Origin of the sequence: Exiguobacterium sp. SH1S21 (assembly GCF_004337175.1) — a bacterium.
In the GTDB taxonomy this organism is placed as follows: domain Bacteria; phylum Bacillota; class Bacilli; order Exiguobacteriales; family Exiguobacteriaceae; genus Exiguobacterium; species Exiguobacterium aurantiacum_A.
The window spans coordinates 1-18,611 of the sequence record NZ_SJUY01000012.1 but is presented as its reverse complement, the minus strand read 5'-3'; the positions used below and the strand labels follow the sequence as shown (position 1 = coordinate 18,611).

At 51.3% G+C, this 18,611-nt stretch carries 17 protein-coding genes, 1 riboswitch and 1 other annotated feature; of the genes, 10 read left to right on the top strand and 7 right to left on the bottom strand.

The window, feature by feature from the left end:
• The first annotated feature begins 371 nt into the window (after positions 1-371).
• On the top strand, positions 372-794 hold the full coding sequence (locus EVJ24_RS13720; protein ID WP_131441653.1) for a cytidine deaminase: 423 nt from the start codon (positions 372-374) through the stop codon (positions 792-794).
• Positions 795-979: 185 nt separating this feature from the next.
• On the opposite strand, the gene argS is transcribed toward EVJ24_RS13720, so the two are convergent.
• Positions 980-2,662 carry an arginine--tRNA ligase gene (gene argS, locus EVJ24_RS13715; protein WP_131441652.1) on the bottom strand — a complete coding sequence of 561 codons (1,683 nt, stop codon included), beginning with the start codon at positions 2,660-2,662 and terminating at the stop codon, positions 980-982.
• 53 nt (positions 2,663-2,715) lie between these two features.
• Positions 2,716-2,927 (bottom strand) — a binding site (T-box leader).
• Between the two features lie 156 nt (positions 2,928-3,083).
• Between argS and EVJ24_RS13710 the strand changes: the two genes are divergently transcribed.
• Both EVJ24_RS13710 and EVJ24_RS13705 read left to right on the top strand, forming a co-directional pair.
• Entirely contained in the window at positions 3,084-4,763 is a 1,680-nt protein-coding gene (locus EVJ24_RS13710) for a GGDEF domain-containing protein (protein WP_236637669.1), read from the top strand.
• Positions 4,764-4,861: 98 nt separating this feature from the next.
• A riboswitch (SAM riboswitch) is annotated at positions 4,862-4,957 on the top strand.
• Between the two features lie 71 nt (positions 4,958-5,028).
• Positions 5,029-6,312, top strand: coding sequence for a Na+/H+ antiporter NhaC family protein (locus tag EVJ24_RS13705; protein WP_131441651.1), 1,284 nt, complete (start codon positions 5,029-5,031; stop codon positions 6,310-6,312).
• A gap of 36 nt (positions 6,313-6,348) precedes the next feature.
• Here EVJ24_RS13705 and EVJ24_RS13700 read toward each other — a convergent pair whose 3' ends face one another.
• Positions 6,349-6,981, bottom strand: coding sequence for a TVP38/TMEM64 family protein (locus EVJ24_RS13700; RefSeq protein WP_131441650.1), 633 nt, complete (start codon positions 6,979-6,981; stop codon positions 6,349-6,351).
• A 223-nt stretch (positions 6,982-7,204) separates the two neighbouring features.
• On the opposite strand from EVJ24_RS13700, the gene trhO reads away from it, so the two are divergent.
• The 4 genes from trhO to ald all read left to right on the top strand — a co-directional run bounded on the left by trhO (position 7,205) and on the right by ald (position 11,278).
• The gene (gene trhO / locus EVJ24_RS13695) at positions 7,205-8,146 is read left to right on the top strand and encodes an oxygen-dependent tRNA uridine(34) hydroxylase TrhO (RefSeq protein ID WP_131441649.1); all 942 of its coding nucleotides are present in this window, start codon (positions 7,205-7,207) and stop codon (positions 8,144-8,146) included.
• Between the two features lie 117 nt (positions 8,147-8,263).
• Positions 8,264-8,689 carry a divergent PAP2 family protein gene (locus tag EVJ24_RS13690; RefSeq protein WP_070329193.1) on the top strand — a complete coding sequence of 142 codons (426 nt, stop codon included), beginning with the start codon at positions 8,264-8,266 and terminating at the stop codon, positions 8,687-8,689.
• A 103-nt stretch (positions 8,690-8,792) separates the two neighbouring features.
• Positions 8,793-10,016 (top strand): PucR family transcriptional regulator, encoded by a 1,224-nt coding sequence (locus tag EVJ24_RS13685; RefSeq protein WP_131441648.1) that lies wholly within the window; start codon positions 8,793-8,795, stop codon positions 10,014-10,016.
• A 131-nt stretch (positions 10,017-10,147) separates the two neighbouring features.
• Positions 10,148-11,278 (top strand): alanine dehydrogenase, encoded by a 1,131-nt coding sequence (ald, locus tag EVJ24_RS13680; protein WP_071398884.1) that lies wholly within the window; start codon positions 10,148-10,150, stop codon positions 11,276-11,278.
• A gap of 72 nt (positions 11,279-11,350) precedes the next feature.
• Here the strand turns inward: ald and murB are convergent, their stop codons facing one another.
• Complete coding sequence (gene murB, locus EVJ24_RS13675; RefSeq protein ID WP_131441647.1) at positions 11,351-12,271, bottom strand: UDP-N-acetylmuramate dehydrogenase; 921 nt, start codon at positions 12,269-12,271, stop codon at positions 11,351-11,353.
• Between the two features lie 154 nt (positions 12,272-12,425).
• Positions 12,426-13,076 carry a diacylglycerol/polyprenol kinase family protein gene (locus tag EVJ24_RS13670; RefSeq protein ID WP_070329189.1) on the bottom strand — a complete coding sequence of 217 codons (651 nt, stop codon included), beginning with the start codon at positions 13,074-13,076 and terminating at the stop codon, positions 12,426-12,428.
• 148 nt (positions 13,077-13,224) lie between these two features.
• On the opposite strand from EVJ24_RS13670, the gene EVJ24_RS13665 reads away from it, so the two are divergent.
• On the top strand, positions 13,225-13,848 hold the full coding sequence (locus EVJ24_RS13665) for a DUF1836 domain-containing protein (protein ID WP_071398882.1): 624 nt from the start codon (positions 13,225-13,227) through the stop codon (positions 13,846-13,848).
• A 73-nt stretch (positions 13,849-13,921) separates the two neighbouring features.
• Here EVJ24_RS13665 and EVJ24_RS13660 read toward each other — a convergent pair whose 3' ends face one another.
• The gene (locus EVJ24_RS13660) at positions 13,922-14,401 is read right to left on the bottom strand and encodes a hypothetical protein (RefSeq protein WP_131441646.1); all 480 of its coding nucleotides are present in this window, start codon (positions 14,399-14,401) and stop codon (positions 13,922-13,924) included.
• Positions 14,402-14,619: 218 nt separating this feature from the next.
• Positions 14,620-15,105, bottom strand: coding sequence for a restriction endonuclease (locus EVJ24_RS13655; protein WP_233589717.1), 486 nt, complete (start codon positions 15,103-15,105; stop codon positions 14,620-14,622).
• Positions 15,106-15,240: 135 nt separating this feature from the next.
• Here EVJ24_RS13655 and EVJ24_RS13650 point away from each other — a divergent pair, with 135 nt between their 5' ends.
• Entirely contained in the window at positions 15,241-17,415 is a 2,175-nt protein-coding gene (locus EVJ24_RS13650; RefSeq protein WP_131441645.1) for a PAS domain-containing sensor histidine kinase, read from the top strand.
• Positions 17,412-18,482 carry an SDR family oxidoreductase gene (locus EVJ24_RS13645; RefSeq protein WP_131441644.1) on the top strand — a complete coding sequence of 357 codons (1,071 nt, stop codon included), beginning with the start codon at positions 17,412-17,414 and terminating at the stop codon, positions 18,480-18,482. Before EVJ24_RS13650 ends, EVJ24_RS13645 begins: the two co-directional genes overlap by 4 nt.
• Positions 18,483-18,521: 39 nt before the next feature.
• Here the strand turns inward: EVJ24_RS13645 and EVJ24_RS13640 are convergent.
• A partial coding sequence (locus tag EVJ24_RS13640) for an IS3 family transposase (RefSeq protein WP_131441643.1) occupies positions 18,522-18,611 on the bottom strand: 90 nt, incomplete at its 5' end.

Sequence of the window (18,611 nt, the reverse complement as noted above, 5' to 3'; positions counted from 1 at the left end):
TTCCTCTCCTCAATCGAGTTAACTTATCAGTGAATAAATCACGTTAAGAACTGAATCAAAGTAAACCGATACACTAACTTTCGACATTTGGAAAGGATTACCTTTAGAAGAAGTCGTTTATTAACGATGTCGTGCGCCAACTTAGAATGGCACAATATATGCCACTTTTGATGACATCATGAAAACGCTAGGCTTTATCTGGTCTATCATAGAAAGTGATAGCAATTTCACCTTATACTCTTTGAACCTTTATCTCTTCCATACTATTAAAAACAAGATCAAGATGCTTGAAGAAAATCCCATCTCAAAAATAATATGATAACATTTCACACGAAGGATAAAATGGTATTTTTCTACAGGAGGAAATTGATTTGAACATTGAGAAGGAACTTTACGACGCTACTGTAGCATTTATTAAACAACGATACCCTGTCGGTTGGGGCGGTGCTGCAGCTATGTATACGGATCAAGATGATGTGCTAATAAGCGTATCGCCAGAAGTGATTAACGCTTCAACCGAATTATGTATGGAGACTGGGGCAATCCTAGAAGCTCATAAGCTAAACTCTAAAGTGACTCATTCGATATGCGTCGTTCGTGATGATGAAAACGCTAACTTCAAAGTGCTCACACCATGCGGCGTCTGCCAAGAAAGACTTTATTACTGGGGTTCACAAGTAAAGGCGGCAATAACTTCAGACAAGAACGAATTAATCTACAAAAAATTAGAAGAAATCCAGCCTTTCCATTGGACAAAAGCATACCCTGAGATTGGAATGGAAATCGAAAAATGATTATGAAAAAGGGATGAATTCATCCCTTTTCACGTTTATATAGATGATTACAATAATGCAAGATGAATCAAGGCAAAATTAAAACTGAGCCCGGTGTAGTACCGGACCCAGTTCGTTCACGCAGCCTAAATGAAATAACCGTGTCTAACTTTCAGAGGTCACTTCAGCGTTCGGAATATTTTTATTTACATTTCTTCTGGAGCTTGGACACCGATCAAACGGAGTCCTTCCGTCAAGACGATCGTCACGGCTTTGACGAGCGCGAGACGCGATTGTTTGCCCGCATCTTCTTCAAGCACACGGACGTGGCCGTAATACTTGTTGAACGATTGCGCCAAGTCGAGGACGTAACGGCTGATGATCGACGGCTCACGGCGCTCATGGGCACGCGTGATGACGTGTGGGAACGCGTTGAGCATCGTCACGACGCCCCACGTGTGGTCATCGTCCGCACCTGCGAACGTCGAACCGTCGTAGTTGCCTTTACGGAGGAGCGAGTTCGCCCGTGCGTTCGTGTACTGCACGTAAGGTCCCGTCTCCCCTTCGAACTTGAGCATGCTGTCGAGGTCGAACTCGATGTTGTTGATGCGCTCATTCTTCAAATCGTGGAAGATGACGGCGCCGACGCCGACCATACGAGCCACGTTCTCTGCGTTTGGAAGCTCAGGGTTCTTCTGTTCGATGTTAGCTTGCGCTTTCTCGATCGCTTCTTTCAATACTTCTTCAAGCAGGACGATGCGGCCTTTACGTGTCGACATCTTCTTCCCTTCTTGCAAGATCAAGCCGAACGGTACGTGGTGCATGCCGTCGACGAAGTCGTAACCGAGCTTGCGTAGTACCGAGAACAACTGTTTGAAGTGGAGCGCCTGCTCGCCACCGACGACGTAGTTCGCTTGGACGAAGTTGTACGTCTCATGACGATAGACGGCCGCAGCCAAGTCACGTGTCGCGTAAAGCGTCGCGCCGTCTTTCTTTTTGATCAGGCAAGGTGGCAAGTTCTCGTCTTCAAGCGAGACGACCATCGCCCCTTCACTCTCGACGAGCAGGTTCTTCTCTTCGAGCATGGCGACGATCCGGTCCATCTTGTCGTTGTAGAACGCTTCACCGTGGAAGCTGTCGAACTCGACACCGAGGAGATCGTATACTTTTTGGAACTCTTTGAGCGACTCGTCACGGAACCATGTCCACAGTTCGGTCGCTTCAACGTTACCGTCCTCGAGCTTTTTGAACCAAGCACGGCCCTCGTCTTCAAGCTCAGGTTGGGTTTTCGCTTCTTCATGGAAGTGAACGTATAGCTTTAAGAGCTCAGCGATCGGATTTGCCCGGACCGCTTCCTCATCGCCCCACTTCTTATAAGCGACCATGAGTTTCCCGAATTGTGTACCCCAGTCGCCGAGGTGGTTGACACCGACGACGTTATAGCCGTTTTTGCGGGCGATCTGGTTGATGGCGTTACCGATGACCGTCGAGCGCAAGTGCCCCATCGAGAACGGTTTGGCGATGTTCGGTGATGAGAAGTCCGTGACAATCGTCTCGTTGCGTGTTGCATGCGTTGCGTAATCCGCTTGCTCGTCGAGAACCACGTTAATGATTTCCTGCGAGACGACGCCACGGCTCAAGAAGACGTTCACGTATGGACCGGCCGCTTCAACTTTTGTGAACAGTTCGTCGTTCAATTCACCGGCGATGTCAGTCGCAATCATGACCGGCGCTTTCCGGTACGCCTTGGCGAGTTGGAAGCATGGGAACGCGAGATCCCCGTGCGCCTCATGTTTTGGTTTTTCAATCAATGCCTCAATCTGGTCGAGCGTGAGTTCGTCACCGATGACACGTGACAGAGCCTCCGCATACTTGCGTTCATAACTCATGTAAATTTCCTCCTTCAAATCTAGTCATAAAAAAAACGCCCTTTGCACAGATGCAAAGAGACGGGTTGGCCCGCGGTACCACTCTTCTTGCCTGTTTTACACAGACCACTTTAACGGTGATAACGGGGGGCCCCCGGCTACGCCTACTCGCTTCGGATAGCATCTCAAAAGTGCGTTTCGCGATGTTTGTCAGCCTAGGCTCTCACCAATCCCTAGGTCGCTTTGTTGACTAAACGATCGTTACTCTCTTTTTCATCGACTTTCGTCTATGTGGTTGAAAAGCAACTTCATTATAGAGGATATTTGATGTAGACTCAATGCTAGAATTCAGCCATTATGATGAATAGGCAGGACTCGGGCGCAACCGTGCCGAATCTCCTACCATACATATGAGAAGACTTTTCCCACACAGGAGGGAACTATGAATCATTTTCGCAAGATGTCCGTCCTCGGTTGGAGCATTTGGAGTTTGATCGTTTTACTGACCATCACTTTGTTTACAACCGGTGTCCTTGATGTTCCGGCGATCGAGCCGCTTCCGTTCATCTTGATCGCGCTGCTCGTCATCATTTTCCAAATGGACTCGATTGAACGGAAAGGCGTCTATTTCACGTTTTCAGAAAGCATCGTCCTCATCATCTTTTTATTCTTTGATTTTGAGACGGCGCTCCTCGTCAACCAAATTGGACTCCTCGTCTTTCAGTTCGCCAACTTAAAACCGCGCGTCGCGCTCCGCCGCTTCCGGTTCACTTATCCTTGGAACGCGATCACGTCATTTTTAGAAATCGCCATCCCGGCAAGTGTTTACTTGGCACTCGGCGGTGAGACCGGTCTTGGCTTCTATTCGCAGGATTCGTTTGTCCCGCTCCTTGGTCTGATCAGCGCCATCATCTTGAACACGATTGTCCAAAAATATCAAGTCGGCTGGTGGTTCCGCGTTGATATTCCGGTCCGAGATTTTCTGAACATCGCTTTTTACACATATATCGTCAGTTTCGTCTTCATCTTTGCCGCGTCGTTTTTCCGTGAGACAAACTTGCTCGTCGTCAGCAGCATTGCGGCCGCCCTCACGTTCTTTATTAAGCGGTTGATGATTCAAAAAGGGCGCCAAGACGCGTTCAAGTCATTGATCGAACAGTACGATGAAGCGAAAGAGGCCGTCTCCCTATCTCAAAGCGAGGCCCAGGCGATTGAAGTGTTCTTGAGTCAATGTGAACGCCTCAACCAATATGATAAAGGGTTTGTCGAGTTCGTCCTGTTCGACCGAACGCTCTATTTCGATTTGTTGACGCGACAGCCGATCGACCGTCCGCTCGTCTTCGACTTGATGGATGCGCGCCATCCACACGCCAAGTCTGTCGATTATGAGATGCGCTTCGAATGGGACGCAGCGTTGTCAGATGCGTTTCATGACGATTACCACAGCTTCATCTCGGTCCAGTCAGAAGAGATTGACGGGATTCGGACACGTATCGTCATGATCGGTGAACACGTCTATGGCTATCCGCCCATCATTCAAAACGAGATGGTAAAACTGTTGAAATCGTTCAACCGAACGATCAGCCGATGCCACGAACGCGACCGCCTATACACGGAAAGCCGCACCGATAGCTTGACGCTGCTCGCCAACGCGCGCGCGTTCTACGAGTATGGGATTCAACAAATCTCGGACGGCTCGATGTACCCGATCTCGGTCGCGATGCTCGACATCGACTTCTTTAAAAAAATCAATGACACGCACGGTCACCAAGTCGGAGACAACGTGCTCCAAGAGTTCGGGCGGCGAATCCGGCAAGTGCTCCGGACCGATGACTTTGCGGCCCGTTACGGGGGCGAGGAGTTCATCTTGCTGCTCAATCATTGCGACGTCGACCAAGCCGTCGATATCGCCGAACGGATTCGGCAGAAGATTGAAGATAAGCCGTTCCGTGTCGATGGGGTCGATATTCCCGTGACCGCCTCGATCGGTGTCGATACGATTCAAGCGTTCGGCGACAAACGGCTTGACGATACGATCCGTAACGCTGACCGGGCTCTTTACGTCGGCGGCAAGTACGCCGGTCGTAACCGCGTCGCCCATTACAACTTTTTGACGACATGACTTCCCCCCGCGTCCACTGGCGCAGGGGGATTTCTGTTGACAACCCGATTTGAAACAGGTACGTTAGGAAACGTGTCTAACAACTACATCATGACGACTTTTTATCAAGAGAGACGGAGGGACTGGCCCTTAGATGTCTCGGCAGCGGGTAACCTGTGCCAAATCCAGCGAGCGTTCTGCTCGAAAGATGAAAAGGGTGTCTCTTACAGAGAGAGCCTTTTTCGGAAGGCTCTTTTTTTCTATTCTTTGAAATGAGGTGAATCGATTGGAACAACCAACAGCTAACAAATGGGCGCTCTTGCCCTTGCTCGTCTTCCTCGTCTTCTTCATCGGGGCGGGTATTTATTATGGCGACTTTTACAAGTTCCCGGTGCTGATCGCGGCGTTGATCGCTTTAATTGTCGCTGCGATGATGACGAAAGGAAGCGTCACTCAGACCGTTGAGCGCATCGCCCAAGGTGCCGGCAATCCAGGCATCTTGATCATGATATTCATCTTCCTGCTCGCCGGCGCGTTCTCGAGCGTCGCCGGTGCAATCGGTGCGATTGACGCGACGGTCAACGCGGCCTTGACGTTCCTGCCGCCGTCACTCTTACTGAGCGGACTGTTCGTCATCGCTGCTTTCATCTCGATGGCGATGGGCACATCGACCGGTACGATTGCCGCGCTCGCCCCGATCGCGCTCGGCATCCATCAAGAGAGCGGGGTCAATATCGCAATCGCGGCCGCGGCCGTTGTCGGCGGGGCCATGTTCGGAGACAACTTGTCGTTCATCTCGGATACGACAATCGCTGCCGTAAGGACACAACGGACGAACATGCGCGACAAGTTCCGGACCAACTTTTGGATCGTGCTCCCGGCCGCAATCATCACGACCGTCCTGTTAGCCGTTCTCTCAAGCGGAGAATCGACGATTGAAGTGGCCGCGTTCGAATGGTACAAATTGATTCCGTATCTCGCCGTCATCGTCCTCGCCTTGACCGGACTGAACGTCATCCTCGTTTTGCTCGGGGGCATCGCGCTCGCTGGCATCATCGGGCTGATTGACGGAAGCTTGGCCGTCACGTCTTACGTCACGGCGATGGCCGACGGCATGATGGGCATGGCCGAGATCTCGCTCTTGACGTTATTCATGGGCGGACTCGTCGGACTCATCTCGCATAACGGTGGACTCACATATTTACGAGACGCACTCACGTCACGGATTAAACGCCGGGCTGGTGCGGAATGGAGCATCGCCGGGCTCGTCAGTGCGACGAACGTCGCGACGGCGAATAATACAATCTCGATTCTCGTAGCAGGCCCGCTTGCCGCGAATATCGCCGATACGTATGACATCGAACGGAAAAAGTCAGCGAGCGTACTCGACATCTTCTCGTGCGGGGTACAAGGACTTCTGCCTTACGGGGCGCAGCTCCTCATCGCCGCCGAGTTGACGAACACGGCGTCCCCCGCCCTCGTCCCGTATATGTTCTATCCGTTCCTCCTGTTCATTTGCGGAGGCTTGGCGATCGTTTTCAACTTCCCACGTTTCAAAAAAACCAACTAAGCAAAAATCCTCGAAGGCGGTCGCCTTCGAGGATTTTTATGTTCTCGCTTCACGTTTACGTTTGAGCTCTTCGTTCCGTTTTTTGAAGGCGCGCCGTTTGAGAAGTTCTTCGAGCCCCCGGCTGATCGCCCACAACACGAGCAAGAGCAAGCCGAGCATCGACAAGCGGAACGGGCTTTGGATGAACTCTTGCCACTGATCACCGATGACTGAGAAGATGACGACGACGAGCAGTTTCCCGAATCCGGCCGCTAATACGAACGTCCGGAGCGGCATTTGAATCAAGGCGAGTAAGTACGTGATCAAACTGACCGGGATGAACGGCAACGAATATAAGAATCCGAGCGAGATTGGACTCATATGGTTGATGCGATCGAGCCAATAGACACCCTGTTTATGTTTTTCGAGCCAACGCGTCATCGGTTTGCGGAACACGTATCGGACGGCGGCGAACACGAGGAGTGTCCCTGCCAAGCTGCCGATCCACGATAAGAGCACACCGAGCCAGAAGCCATACGTGGCCGCGTTCGCCGAGATGATCAAGACGAGCGGGAGGAACGGGAAAATCGCTTCTAGGAACGGGGCCCCGAGTCCAGCCCAAGGACCTCCCGGCAATCCTTGGAGCCATTCGATGATGTTCAATATATATTGTTGGAGTGATGTGAGCATTTCAGTTTCCACCTTCGGCTTTCGTTACTACCTTTTACCCGAATTCGTTCAAGAGGACTCATCCCCCTGCTCTCCTCAAAAAAAAATAAAAAGTATTTGCGAAATTTCACTGTGATATCTATCATATAATAATGGACTTGTGGTTGCAGGCAAGTTCATTCGTCGAACGACACAACCCAACGTTCGTTTTCCTGCAAAAAACTGAACACAGGGGAGCAATAACATGGAAACAAAACCAATGCGGGTCTTACTGTACTATAAGTACGTCAACATCGAGGACCCAGAAACACTGACACAACAACACCTCAAGTATTGTAAGGATCTCGGGATCAAAGGACGTATCTTGATTTCTTCGGAAGGAATCAACGGGACGTGCTCGGGCACTTGGGAACAAACCGAACAGTACATGAACGACTTGAAAGCTAATCCATACTTCAGTGACATCGAGTTCAAAATCGATGAAGTCGAAGAGCATGCTTTCAAGAAAATCTTTGTCCGTCACAAACAAGAGCTCGTGACGTGGCGCTTTGATGGCGAGTTCGACGTGCCTAAACAACATGGTGCGTATCTCGAACCGGAAGAATGGAAAGAGATGATGAATCGCGATGATGTCGTCATCCTCGACGTTCGTAACAACTACGAGTACGATCTTGGTCACTTCAAAAATGCGATCAAAATCGACGTAGAGGCTTCTCGTTACATGCCAGATTGGCTTGAGGAGAACAAAGACCTCTACGAAGGGAAAACACTTCTCACGTACTGTACCGGAGGCGTCCGTTGCGAGAAATTTACCGCATATATGCGTGACCAAGGTCACGACAACATCTTCCACTTAAAAGGCGGCGTCGCCATGTACGGCAAGGACGAAGCAACACAAGGGGAAAACTGGGACGGCGAGCTTTACGTCTTTGACGAGCGCATCAACGTCCCGGTCAACACGGTCAATCCGTCAGTCGTTTCAACGTGCATGCACTGTGGAACGAAGACGGTCCGTTACGTTAATTGTGCCAACCCGGAGTGCAATGCCCAACACTTCTGCTGTGAAGAGTGTGAGCCGAAACAGATGCGTTCATGCTCGAAAGAGTGTCAGGAGCATCCACGCAACCGCTTTATCATCGAGAACATCGCGGAAAAACTTCAAGAGACTGAAGGCGTCGTCGGGTAACAAAAATCGACCGAATAGCGTCGCGGGCATTTGCCCGCGACGCTATTTTTGACAGAAACTTTACGTCTAGCGCGGCATGGAATCGGGTATAGTGTAGATACTATTGTCAGACAGGAAGTGACTGAATTGCTCTTTAACGAACCGTTACTCGCCGCAATACTGGCCTGGTTTATCGCCCAGGCGGCCAAACTTGTGACCGAACTCATTCGAACACGTGACTTTGAACTTGAAATTATGTTCGCCTCAGGCGGAATGCCAAGCTCCCATACCTCGACCGTCGTCGCGCTCGCGACCGCGATCGGCCGGGCTGAAGGCCTCGACTCAAGCATGTTCGCCCTCGCGCTCACGTTCGCGACGATCGTCATGTACGACGCGACCGGCGTCCGTCAAGCCGTTGGTTTCCAAGCCCGTCTATTGAACGACTATTTTAAAGGGATCAAGCACGACACGCCGATTTTGAACGAACTCGTCGGCCATACACCGTACCAAGTCATCGTCGGCGCATTGCTCGGCCTCGTCGTCGGACTATTTTTCCCAATGTAAACGATACACATGTACAGGCATGTCGGTCCCCTCTCAAAAACTGTCCATCTTTTTGTGAACTTTCACAACAGAGACGGTATAGTGATAGAGAGGAGGAATCGACATGCCTTTTTTACAGAAATCATATGAATCACTCGACACGCTTGCTGAAGCGATCGGGCAAGCGATTCGCGCACCGATCACGATCGAAAATCGCCACCATCAGCTACTCGCCTATAGCACGCATCCCGACTCGACCGACCCGGCTAGGATCGCGACCATCATCGGCCGTCGCGTCCCGGAAGCCGTCATCGAAGATTTGTGGGAAAGCGGTATCCTGCAAGAGCTGATCGACCGAGACGAGCCTGTCGTTATCCCGGCCCGGATGGCCATCGGTCTAGGCGAGCGCGCCGCCGTCGTCATCAAGCAGCAAGAAGACGTGCTCGGCTACATTTGGAGCCTGGCCCGGACGACCCCTTTCTCCGAGCAGGAGCTCACCGTCTTGAAGGAAGGGGCAAGTATCGCCAAGAAACTGCTCATGACGATCGCCATGCACGAACGTCGCATCGATGCCGAACTCGAGCGTTTCTTTTTAGAAGTGCTCGCTTCGCCATACCTCGCTTCCGCACATCGGGAGCGCTTGAACGAACTTGCCCCAATCGCCGTTGCGAGTCGCCTGACAATTATCGACTGCTTGCAGCCGATCACTCCGCAATTCGCTGAGCGGTTATTTTATGCGCTTGCGACACAAGAAGCGATCGAGGTCGTCCTCCACGCTATCGACGGCCAACAACTGCTCGTCTGGCATTATATGAAGTCCGAGCTGTCTGAAGAAGAGGCCGCCCTCCTCCAGTGGGCCGATCGCTTTGAGATCCAACTTCAAGACAAGTTCACTGACGCCGAACCTCGCCTCGGGATTAGCGGGCGTTTCTTCGAAAGCGATACGCTCTATGCCGCGACCGAGGAAGCAAGACGGGTCACATCGCTACGCCGGAAGTTCCCGTTCGAGCTCGCTAGTGCCCGGGCGTTCGAGCAAATTGGCATCTATCAACTCGTCCCCGATTTGTCCCGACGAATCGGCCTGCGCCTCGAGACGCACCCGACGATCGAACGGTTGCAGGCGTATGACCAAGTCCACCGCACCGAACTCGTGACGACGCTTGAATGGTATTTCTATTTTGACGGGAACGTCAAACGAGTCGCCGCCCACCTCCATATCCATCCAAACACGGTCTTGTATCGGATTCGACGGATTGAAGAACTGACGAGCATCACCCAAGTCTCGCTCCCGGAACGGGCCGCTATTTATTTAGCGATCAAGGCCGGACAATATCGTCAAGACGACTGACCCCCACTTTGTGAAAAATCACAAAGTGGGGGTTGTCGCTTTTAGAATCCATGCTAAAGACAGCGATTTCACTTGGGTCTATACTAGAGGTGTGAACAAATTGTGTCAGCAGATAGAAAGGGGAACTACACATGAAAATCGGGGTATTGAAAGAGATTAAAAATAACGAAAACCGCGTCGCGTTGACGCCGATGGGTGCATCAGTCTTGACGGAACTCGGACACGAGGTGCTCGTCGAGACGGGAGCCGGCATCGGGAGCGGCTTCACGAATATGGAGTACATCGACGCTGGGGCAAGCATCGTCGATTCAGCACAGGACGTTTGGGGAGACGTTGAACTCGCCTTGAAAGTAAAAGAGCCACAGCCGTCAGAGTATCAATATTTCCGTTCAGACCTTACGCTCTTCACGTATTTACATTTAGCGGCCGAACCTGAACTCACGAAAGCGCTCGTCGATTCAGGCATGACCGCCATCGCCTACGAGACGGTCGAAGTCGACCGCACGCTTCCGCTGCTCACACCGATGAGCGAAGTCGCAGGTCGGATGGCTGCTCAAATCGGGGCGCAAATTTTAGAAAAACCGCATGGCGGCAAAGGGATCCTCTTATCAGGTCTTCCTGGAGTGCCTCGTGCGAACGTCACCGTCATCGGGGGCGGTGTCGTCGGGATGAACGCGGCTCGCATCGCGATTGGTCTCGGAGCCAACGTGACAATCATGGACATCAGCCCGGCTCGTCTCCGCCAAATCGACGACCAGTTCGGGAACACGATCAACACGCTCATCTCGAACCGCTATAATATCGCGAAGCAAGTCGCCGAAAGCGACCTCGTCATCGGTGCCGTCCTCATCCCGGGCGCGAAAGCACCTAAACTCGTCACGAAAGAGATGGTGCAACAAATGTCACCGGGGTCCGTCATCGTTGATGTCGCCATCGACCAAGGCGGGATCTGTGAGACGATCGATCATATTACGACGCATGACGCACCGACGTACGAACGCTACGGTGTGCAGCACTATGCCGTCGCCAACATGCCAGGGGCGGTCCCGCGCACGTCGACGCTCGGTTTGACGAACGCGACGATGCCTTATATCGTCGAGTGCGCTCAAAAAGGAATCTTCCCGGCGCTTCGCGAAAATGCAGCGCTCCTCAAAGGGTTGAACGTCATCGACGGTACGGTCACATACGAAGCCGTCGCCCGCGACCTCGGCTATACGTTCGTGCCGGCTTCTGAAGCGGTCACGAAGCAGCTCCACGCGTAATCGGACACATCCGAAATATGCGGACAGAAAGACGCCCGAACGGAAAATCCCGTTCGGGCGTCTTTCGTATGTTTATGCGTTTTCAACGGCGATGTCCTCACCGATGATTTTCACTTCAGGTTCAAGTTCGATCTCAAACTTCTGTTTGACTGTCGTTTGGACGTGGCGAATGAGCGAGATGTACTCAGTCGCTGTTGCCTGATTGATATTGACGATGAAACCCGCGTGCTTGAGTGATACTTCCGCCCCGCCGATGCGCTTGCCTTGCAGTCCGCAATCTTGAATCAGTTTGCCGGCAAAGTAACCAGGCGGGCGCTTGAACACACTGCCGCATGACGGATATTCAAGTGGCTGTTTCGATTCACGCTTATGCGTCAAATCGTCCATCACGTCTTTGATCGCTTCATAACCGAGCGGATCGAGTTCGAACGTCGCCTCTAAGACGATCAATCCTTCTTTCGAAACTCGGCTCGTTCGATAATCGAGGTCAAGCTCATCTTTCGAGAGCGTGAGTAGTTCGCCGTCTGGCGTCAAAACGACCGCACTCGCAATCACATCTTTCGTCTCGCCGCCGTAGGCACCCGCGTTCATATAGACAGCGCCTCCGACCGTTCCTGGAATACCGCATGCGAACTCCAGTCCAGACAGCTCTTCAGTGAGCGCCTGGCGCGACACGTCGATGATGGCCGCTCCTGCTTGGGCGATGATTCGATTGCCGTCACGGCGAATCGTGTTCAACTCGTTCAAGTTCAAGACGATGCCACGCAGGCCGCCGTCTCGAACAATCAAGTTGGAACCGAAACCGAGAATCATGAATGGTACGTTTTCGCGATGGGCGAGCTCAAGGACGGCTTGAACTTCTTCATACGTGTGTGGGGCCACGAAATAATCCGCTTTCCCGCCCAGTTTTGTATATGTGTGTGCTGACAGCGGCTCGTCTTGCTTGAAGCGCTCGGCCGGGATGATTGTGAGTAGTTGGTCTAAAAAGCTCATGCGTTGCCTCAATCCTTTACGGTCTATTTTATTAGTGCCGCAAGCGAAAAAGTTCGCCTCGGACACGTTGCTGAATGGTTTCAGTACGAAACACAGTATACAAATGTTTACCGAGAGTGACAAGCAACGTTTTCTTTACAATCTAGCGAATAGTTTACAACAATAATGATGTCGCGACGGCGACGACAATCGGGATTGTGAAATTATCCCAATCTCGATACGAAATCGCTTCTGTTAGCGTCGCTATGATGGAAATGATAAACCCATAAGTTACCACTTGCCACATCGGAATATCTTTCCACAAAAACAATAAAAAGAGTACCGCATACGAACTTAAGAACATGGCCATGCTGCCTTGGAACGATCGCTTTTGCCCATACAGGTCATAGATCACCGTCCCGTATTTGCGTCCAATGAGGGCTGCTAAGCCGTCTCCCCATGCCAATACGAGCGAGCCCGCTAAAAAGGCGAGCGGTTCCGTCTCGAAAAAGAAGAACAAGATGACGAGGAGTGCGATCGGGTAATAGACGGTCCCGAGCGACTTCCGCTCGGTCTGATGGACCGGAGACGGGCTCTTATATAGAAGCCACGCGTTTGCGAACGTAAAGAAAACGAGCGGTATGGCGGCGATGTACCATGTGTCCATCAACCAGACGGCGAGCAATGACCAATGCCCGACCGCAATATGTACGCTCTTTCGAATTGTCTCATCCGTCCAGCCGAGGCGCTTGCCAATCTGTTCGAGACCGACGAGAAACACCAGGACAATGACGATGGACAGAATAGAACTGACCCATTCATTCATCCTTGGACCACCTTTATGTGCGATTTTTATACGTATTCATTATACCTTAATCAGGCCAGAACCTAGCTTCCTTTTCAAACATTTGGTAGAATGAGGTCAAATGACTGTATAGCCCGCGAACGAAGTCGGCTATAGAAAGGATGCCTGTATGCGCGACGCAATTTCGATTCAAACGTTGGCTGATTGCCTTCACTATATGCGGGTTGGTGACGTCGATCGGGCCATCTCACTTTTTCCTGAAGAGGTGCGTGAGCATTTCCCAAAAGAGCTTCGTAAAATCCATTTGTTTCATATTGAAAAGAACGGATTGTCGATTAATCAAATCGTGGCCCTGGCCAACACACTGACCGGAGAACACTTGTCCGCGACGACGATTCAAAACTGGACGAAACGCGAAGTTCGCAAAATCATCGGTGTCCCTCGGGTCGGTAAAAAATATTCGCTACAACAGGCTGCGATCATTTATTTGCTCGACGACTTGAAGCATCTGTTTTCGCTCGAAGAGACGAGCTCGCTACTCGCACTCATCTTCAACAATCCCGACCGCGACGAAGACGATCTCATCTCCCCGATCGACTTCTACCGCTTGTACGCGGAGTATGCCAAGTCGACGAGCCCGATCGAGATGTTAGATACTCGTGCGAAGCGTTCGATCGAGAAGATGGGACACACCCATCCGAACATCATGCACGTTCTGAAGCTATGCTTGTATGCGCACCGCGTGACGACACTCGAGATCGAGGCCAAACACTATTTAAGCCGCTTCATTTGAGCCAATCAAATGAAGCTTTTTTTGTGGAACGCAAAAAAACACCAGTCCCAGTGACTGATGTTCGTCATATTGGTTAGACTGACATGGCGACCGGCATCCGTGATTTGACCGTCAACGTCTTCAAAACTGACAACAACTCGAACATCGAGAGCTGATCCGCCTCTTTCGTCAAACAGAAAGAATCGTCATCTTGTTTGCGAAGTTCCGCCACAAGTTTTCCAGCTTTATCGCGAACACTGAACTTGTAGCGTTCGACGTCGTATTGAATCGTGTAGAGACCGCGTTCATAGACGTTGTATTCACACTTTTTCCCGAATAACGAGAACTTGTCTTTTAATTGACCAATCGCTTGCCCGTCATGGTTCATGACGACCCACTTTTGACAGTTCGGGATGTACTTCCCGTGAGCGATTTGTCGACCGGACAAGTTGTGCACTTGGACATTGCCCTCCGCGTTGCGGTGAACAGATCCGATCGCATCATTTGTTTCGTCATAAATGGTCGCCTCGCCTTGCGTAAAGACACAACCTTTTACATAAATTAATTTGCGCACCGCTTTTTCCTCCTACTACGTTCCAACCTCGATTTTTGTGTTTGTTCGGTTGGTCATTCTGTGAAACCCCAATTTAATTTCTAGTAGTCGTGTTTCTCTGTTCAACTACTACATATTTCATATGACGAAGATGATTATTGCACCGTTTGAGGAAAAAGACAACCCCTTTTTCTTCGACACAATCCGCCAGTCTGTCAAAGCTGTGAACAGGCGCCATTCTAGCGCTTGAATCCTGCCTGTTTGAGCAGCTGTTCGAGCTCTGTTCTTGCAATCAGACGAACTTGATTTGGTTCGGCGAGTTCGTAGGCACTATCCGTATAGGACGAGTTCGTGACGACCCATCCTTCGTTCGCCCCGTAGTATGGAACGGACGCGGCTACTTGCTGGACCGCTTCGAGTCCGACAACTTTTTCATAGCGTTTTGCTTGGACCGCGATCGACCAGCCGTCCGACGTTTCAAGGAGCAAATCCGCCCCGAAATCACGTGACGCCGGCGTGACCGTCACGGTGTACCCGAGCGCTGTGAATACTTCTTCTAAAAACAGCTCAAACTCACGGCCGTCCATTCGATCAATCCGATCGATCGTCGACAGGCGCATCCGCCAGATGAGCCAAGCAATCCCGAGAGCGAGCACCGTGACGACGCTCCACATCGGTGCTTCAAACCACCATAATCCGATGGCGATCAATAGGCTAAGCGCCATTCCTTTCACGTCAATCGTCCTCCCTACCGTTTCTTTTATTTACTTTACCGAATCAATGCAGGAAAACAAAGGGTCTTCTGTCGAATGTATTCCAAATGTACCCGTTTGATATAAAGAAGGAGGGATCAAACGTTAATGGAGAAAAGGATGTATCTCCAAAACGAACTGCTGCACGCTTTACCTTACGGCGTCGCGCTGATTACGAAGGACGGTACGATCGTTCAGGCGAATCGTCCGTTCATGGAGCAGTTTCCTGAAGACTTACAGACGAAAACGAATATTTTCCACATGGTCAACCAGTCACCTCTCACCATGGAATTGTCGCGCCGGATGGAGCAAGGACTTCCTTGGATATACGAGATGCCGACGATTCGCGTCCATGCGATCCCATATGAACATATATATATTCTCTCCATCGAGCCGCTCCCGCTCGACACGCGGGTCACGGTCCAACATAACGCATTTGAGGCGATGATGCATACCGAGCTCGACATGGCGATGATCATGACAGATGCCAATCTGCTCATCAATCGCTTCAATAAAGGAGCGACCGAGCTGTTCGGCTATCAACCTCACGAAGTGCTCTATGAAATGACACCGTTCGCCTTGTTCGAGTCGCGAGAACTGAGTGAGAAGCGGACGCATTATCAGGACGAGACGGAGCGCTTGTTGTCGTTCGAACAGATGCTGCGCGTCGCACTCGATCGTGGAGACCGAGAATGGAAGTTTCAGCGCAAAGACCGCACCCATTTTGTCGGTAAACTGTTCATGCAGCCGGTCTATGAACACAATCAAATCATCGGCTTCTTTTTCTTCGTCTTTGATGTCAGCCCTGAAATCGCGCTCAAAGGCGAACTGCTCCATAAAGAGCAGCGTTACCGCATGTTTGCTGAGTCCGTGATTGAAGCTGTCCTGTTTCATGAAGGTGGAACGATTCTTGACGCGAACAAGGCAGCCGAAACGATCTTCCGTATCCCGGCCGAGGACATGGTCGGACGCCAAACGATCGAATTTATCGCGGAAGGCTACCGGGCCGATGTCCTCAGACGAGTCCGTAATCACATTCAAACCCCGTACGAAGTCATCGGACGGCGCGAGGACGGTACCTTTTTAGAGATGGAAGTCTATCCGAAAGAAGTGACGTTCCAAGGCCAGACGCTCCGCGTCGCCGTCATGCGCGATATTAGTGACCGTAAAAAAGTCGAGCGCATGCTTGAACGAGAGAAAAATGCGATTGCTCGTCAGCGCGACATCATCCAATCGATTCTGCAAGCATCGAACGAGGCGTTCGTCTTGACCGAATCGAACGGTAGTGTCCTGTTCATGAACGTACATGCCCGGCGCTTACTCGACCTGCCTGGCATCGCTCCGAACAAGATGCAGGAACGCATCCCGCTCCTAACGACATTCCGGGGCCGTGATCGCACTGAAATGTTAAAAAAAATCGACCTCTTGCTCGACGGGTCGGCTCGTGAAGTGTCGCTCCGTTTTTCGATTCCGCAACCGAACGATCGCGACGAACAGTATTATGAGATGTACGGAACAGGAATGGACACAAAGCGGCAGATTGGGATGGATAGTGGCTTTTTATTCGTCTTCCGCAACCGGACCGAAGAAGAGCGGATGGACCAAATCAAAAACGAGTTGGTCAGCACCGTCTCACACGAGTTGAGAACACCATTATCTTCTCTATCGGGATACATCGAATTGATGCTGACACGTGACTTGTCGAAGGACAAGCGCGAGCGCTATTTAAAGACGATGGCGAAAGAAGCGAAGCGGTTGACGGACTTGTTGAACGACTTCCTTGATATTCAGCGCATGGAAGATGGCAATCAAGAGTATAAGCAAGACCGCTTCGTCCTGAACGAGCTCGTGCGTGAAGTCGTCGAACGCTTCCGCGAGACGACTGACCACTCGATTCATTTCGATGATGCCGACGAGTTGCTCGTTCTCATCGCCGACAAAGACCGGATCGAGCAAGTCATCATCAACTTGCTTTCAAACGCCATCAAGTACTCACCTCACAGTCATGAGATTGAAGTTCGCGTCCGGAAAGAGCACAAGCAAGCCCACGTGTCCGTCCAAGATTTTGGAATCGGGATTCCCGAGCACGCGTTCGAAGAACTGTTCAAAAAATTCTACCGTGTCGACAATTCAGATACGCGTCAAATCGGAGGCACCGGCCTCGGGTTGTCAATCTGTAAGGAGATCATCGAGTCGCACGGTGGCAGCATCGAAGTCGAGTCGAGCGTAGGCGTTGGCTCGACGTTCACGTTCACGTTAGATGTAGCGGAGGAGACGTCATGAATCAATATGCCTTTACCGGTTTCCCAGGATTTTTAGCAGGAAAGCTGATTACCCATCTCGCAACATTGCCGGATCAGATTGGAACGATCTATGCGCTCCATTTACCGGCACAACGACCAGAAGCTCTCGCTTTGAAACAAGAACTGTTGGCCACGACTTCGCTTCAAGACGAGCAGTTAGTGCTTGTTGAAGCCGATATCACACTCCCGGAAGTCATTCTCGACCCAATCATGCGGTCGGTCATCGAACGGGAAGTGAATTATATCTTCCACTTAGCGGCCGCTTATGACTTGAGCATCCCGTATGACGTCGGCTACCGAGTCAACTTGCTCGGGACGAAGCATATGACGGCGTTCGCCAAACGGGCAAAACAGTTAAAACGATACGTCTACTTTAGTACCGCCTACGTCTCCGGACGCCGCCAAGGGACCGTCTATGAGAACGAGCTATGGCATCGGGTCCAGTTTAAAAACCATTACGAGGCTACGAAGTATGAAGCGGAAGCCATCGTCTCCCGTGAACTCGGTTCGATACCCGCGACGATCATCCGTCCCGGTATCGTCATCGGCCATAGCAAAACCGGAGAGACGAAAAAATTCGATGGCGTCTACTTCGTGTTGAAGTTGATGGACCAGTTGCGTCAAGCGGCGCCGCTCCCGTATATCGGACGGCAAAACATCGAAGTGAACCTCGTGCCGTATGACTACGTGGTCGAAGCGACTGCTTATCTCGCCCACGCCCCAGTCGGTCTAAAGCGCACGTTCCATTTGACCGATCCGTTCCCGCATGGGGCTCGGGAAGTGTACCGCATGATTCATGAAGCGATGTTTGGTCGCTCGCCTCGCGGAACGATTCCCCATTTCGCCGCAGAAACCGGATTTTCCGCTTTGCAGCTATCGGAACGATATGGGGTTCCAAAAGAACTGCTCGCCTATTTTAAGCATCAAGTCCATTTCGACACGACGCAGACGCTCCGGGCGTTAAACGGGACCGGCATCGTTTGCCCGGACTTACAAGACTACTTGCCTGACATCGTCGCCTATTACAACACACACAAAAAGCCCTGACCTGAACTGAACCAAAAAAGTTAGACACTAAATAATTTGTCAGGCGACTTCGAGAACCTGGGTCCGGTATTCCACCGGGCTCAGGTTTTTTAGTCGTTTCTTGATGCGACGATGATTGTAGTACTCGAT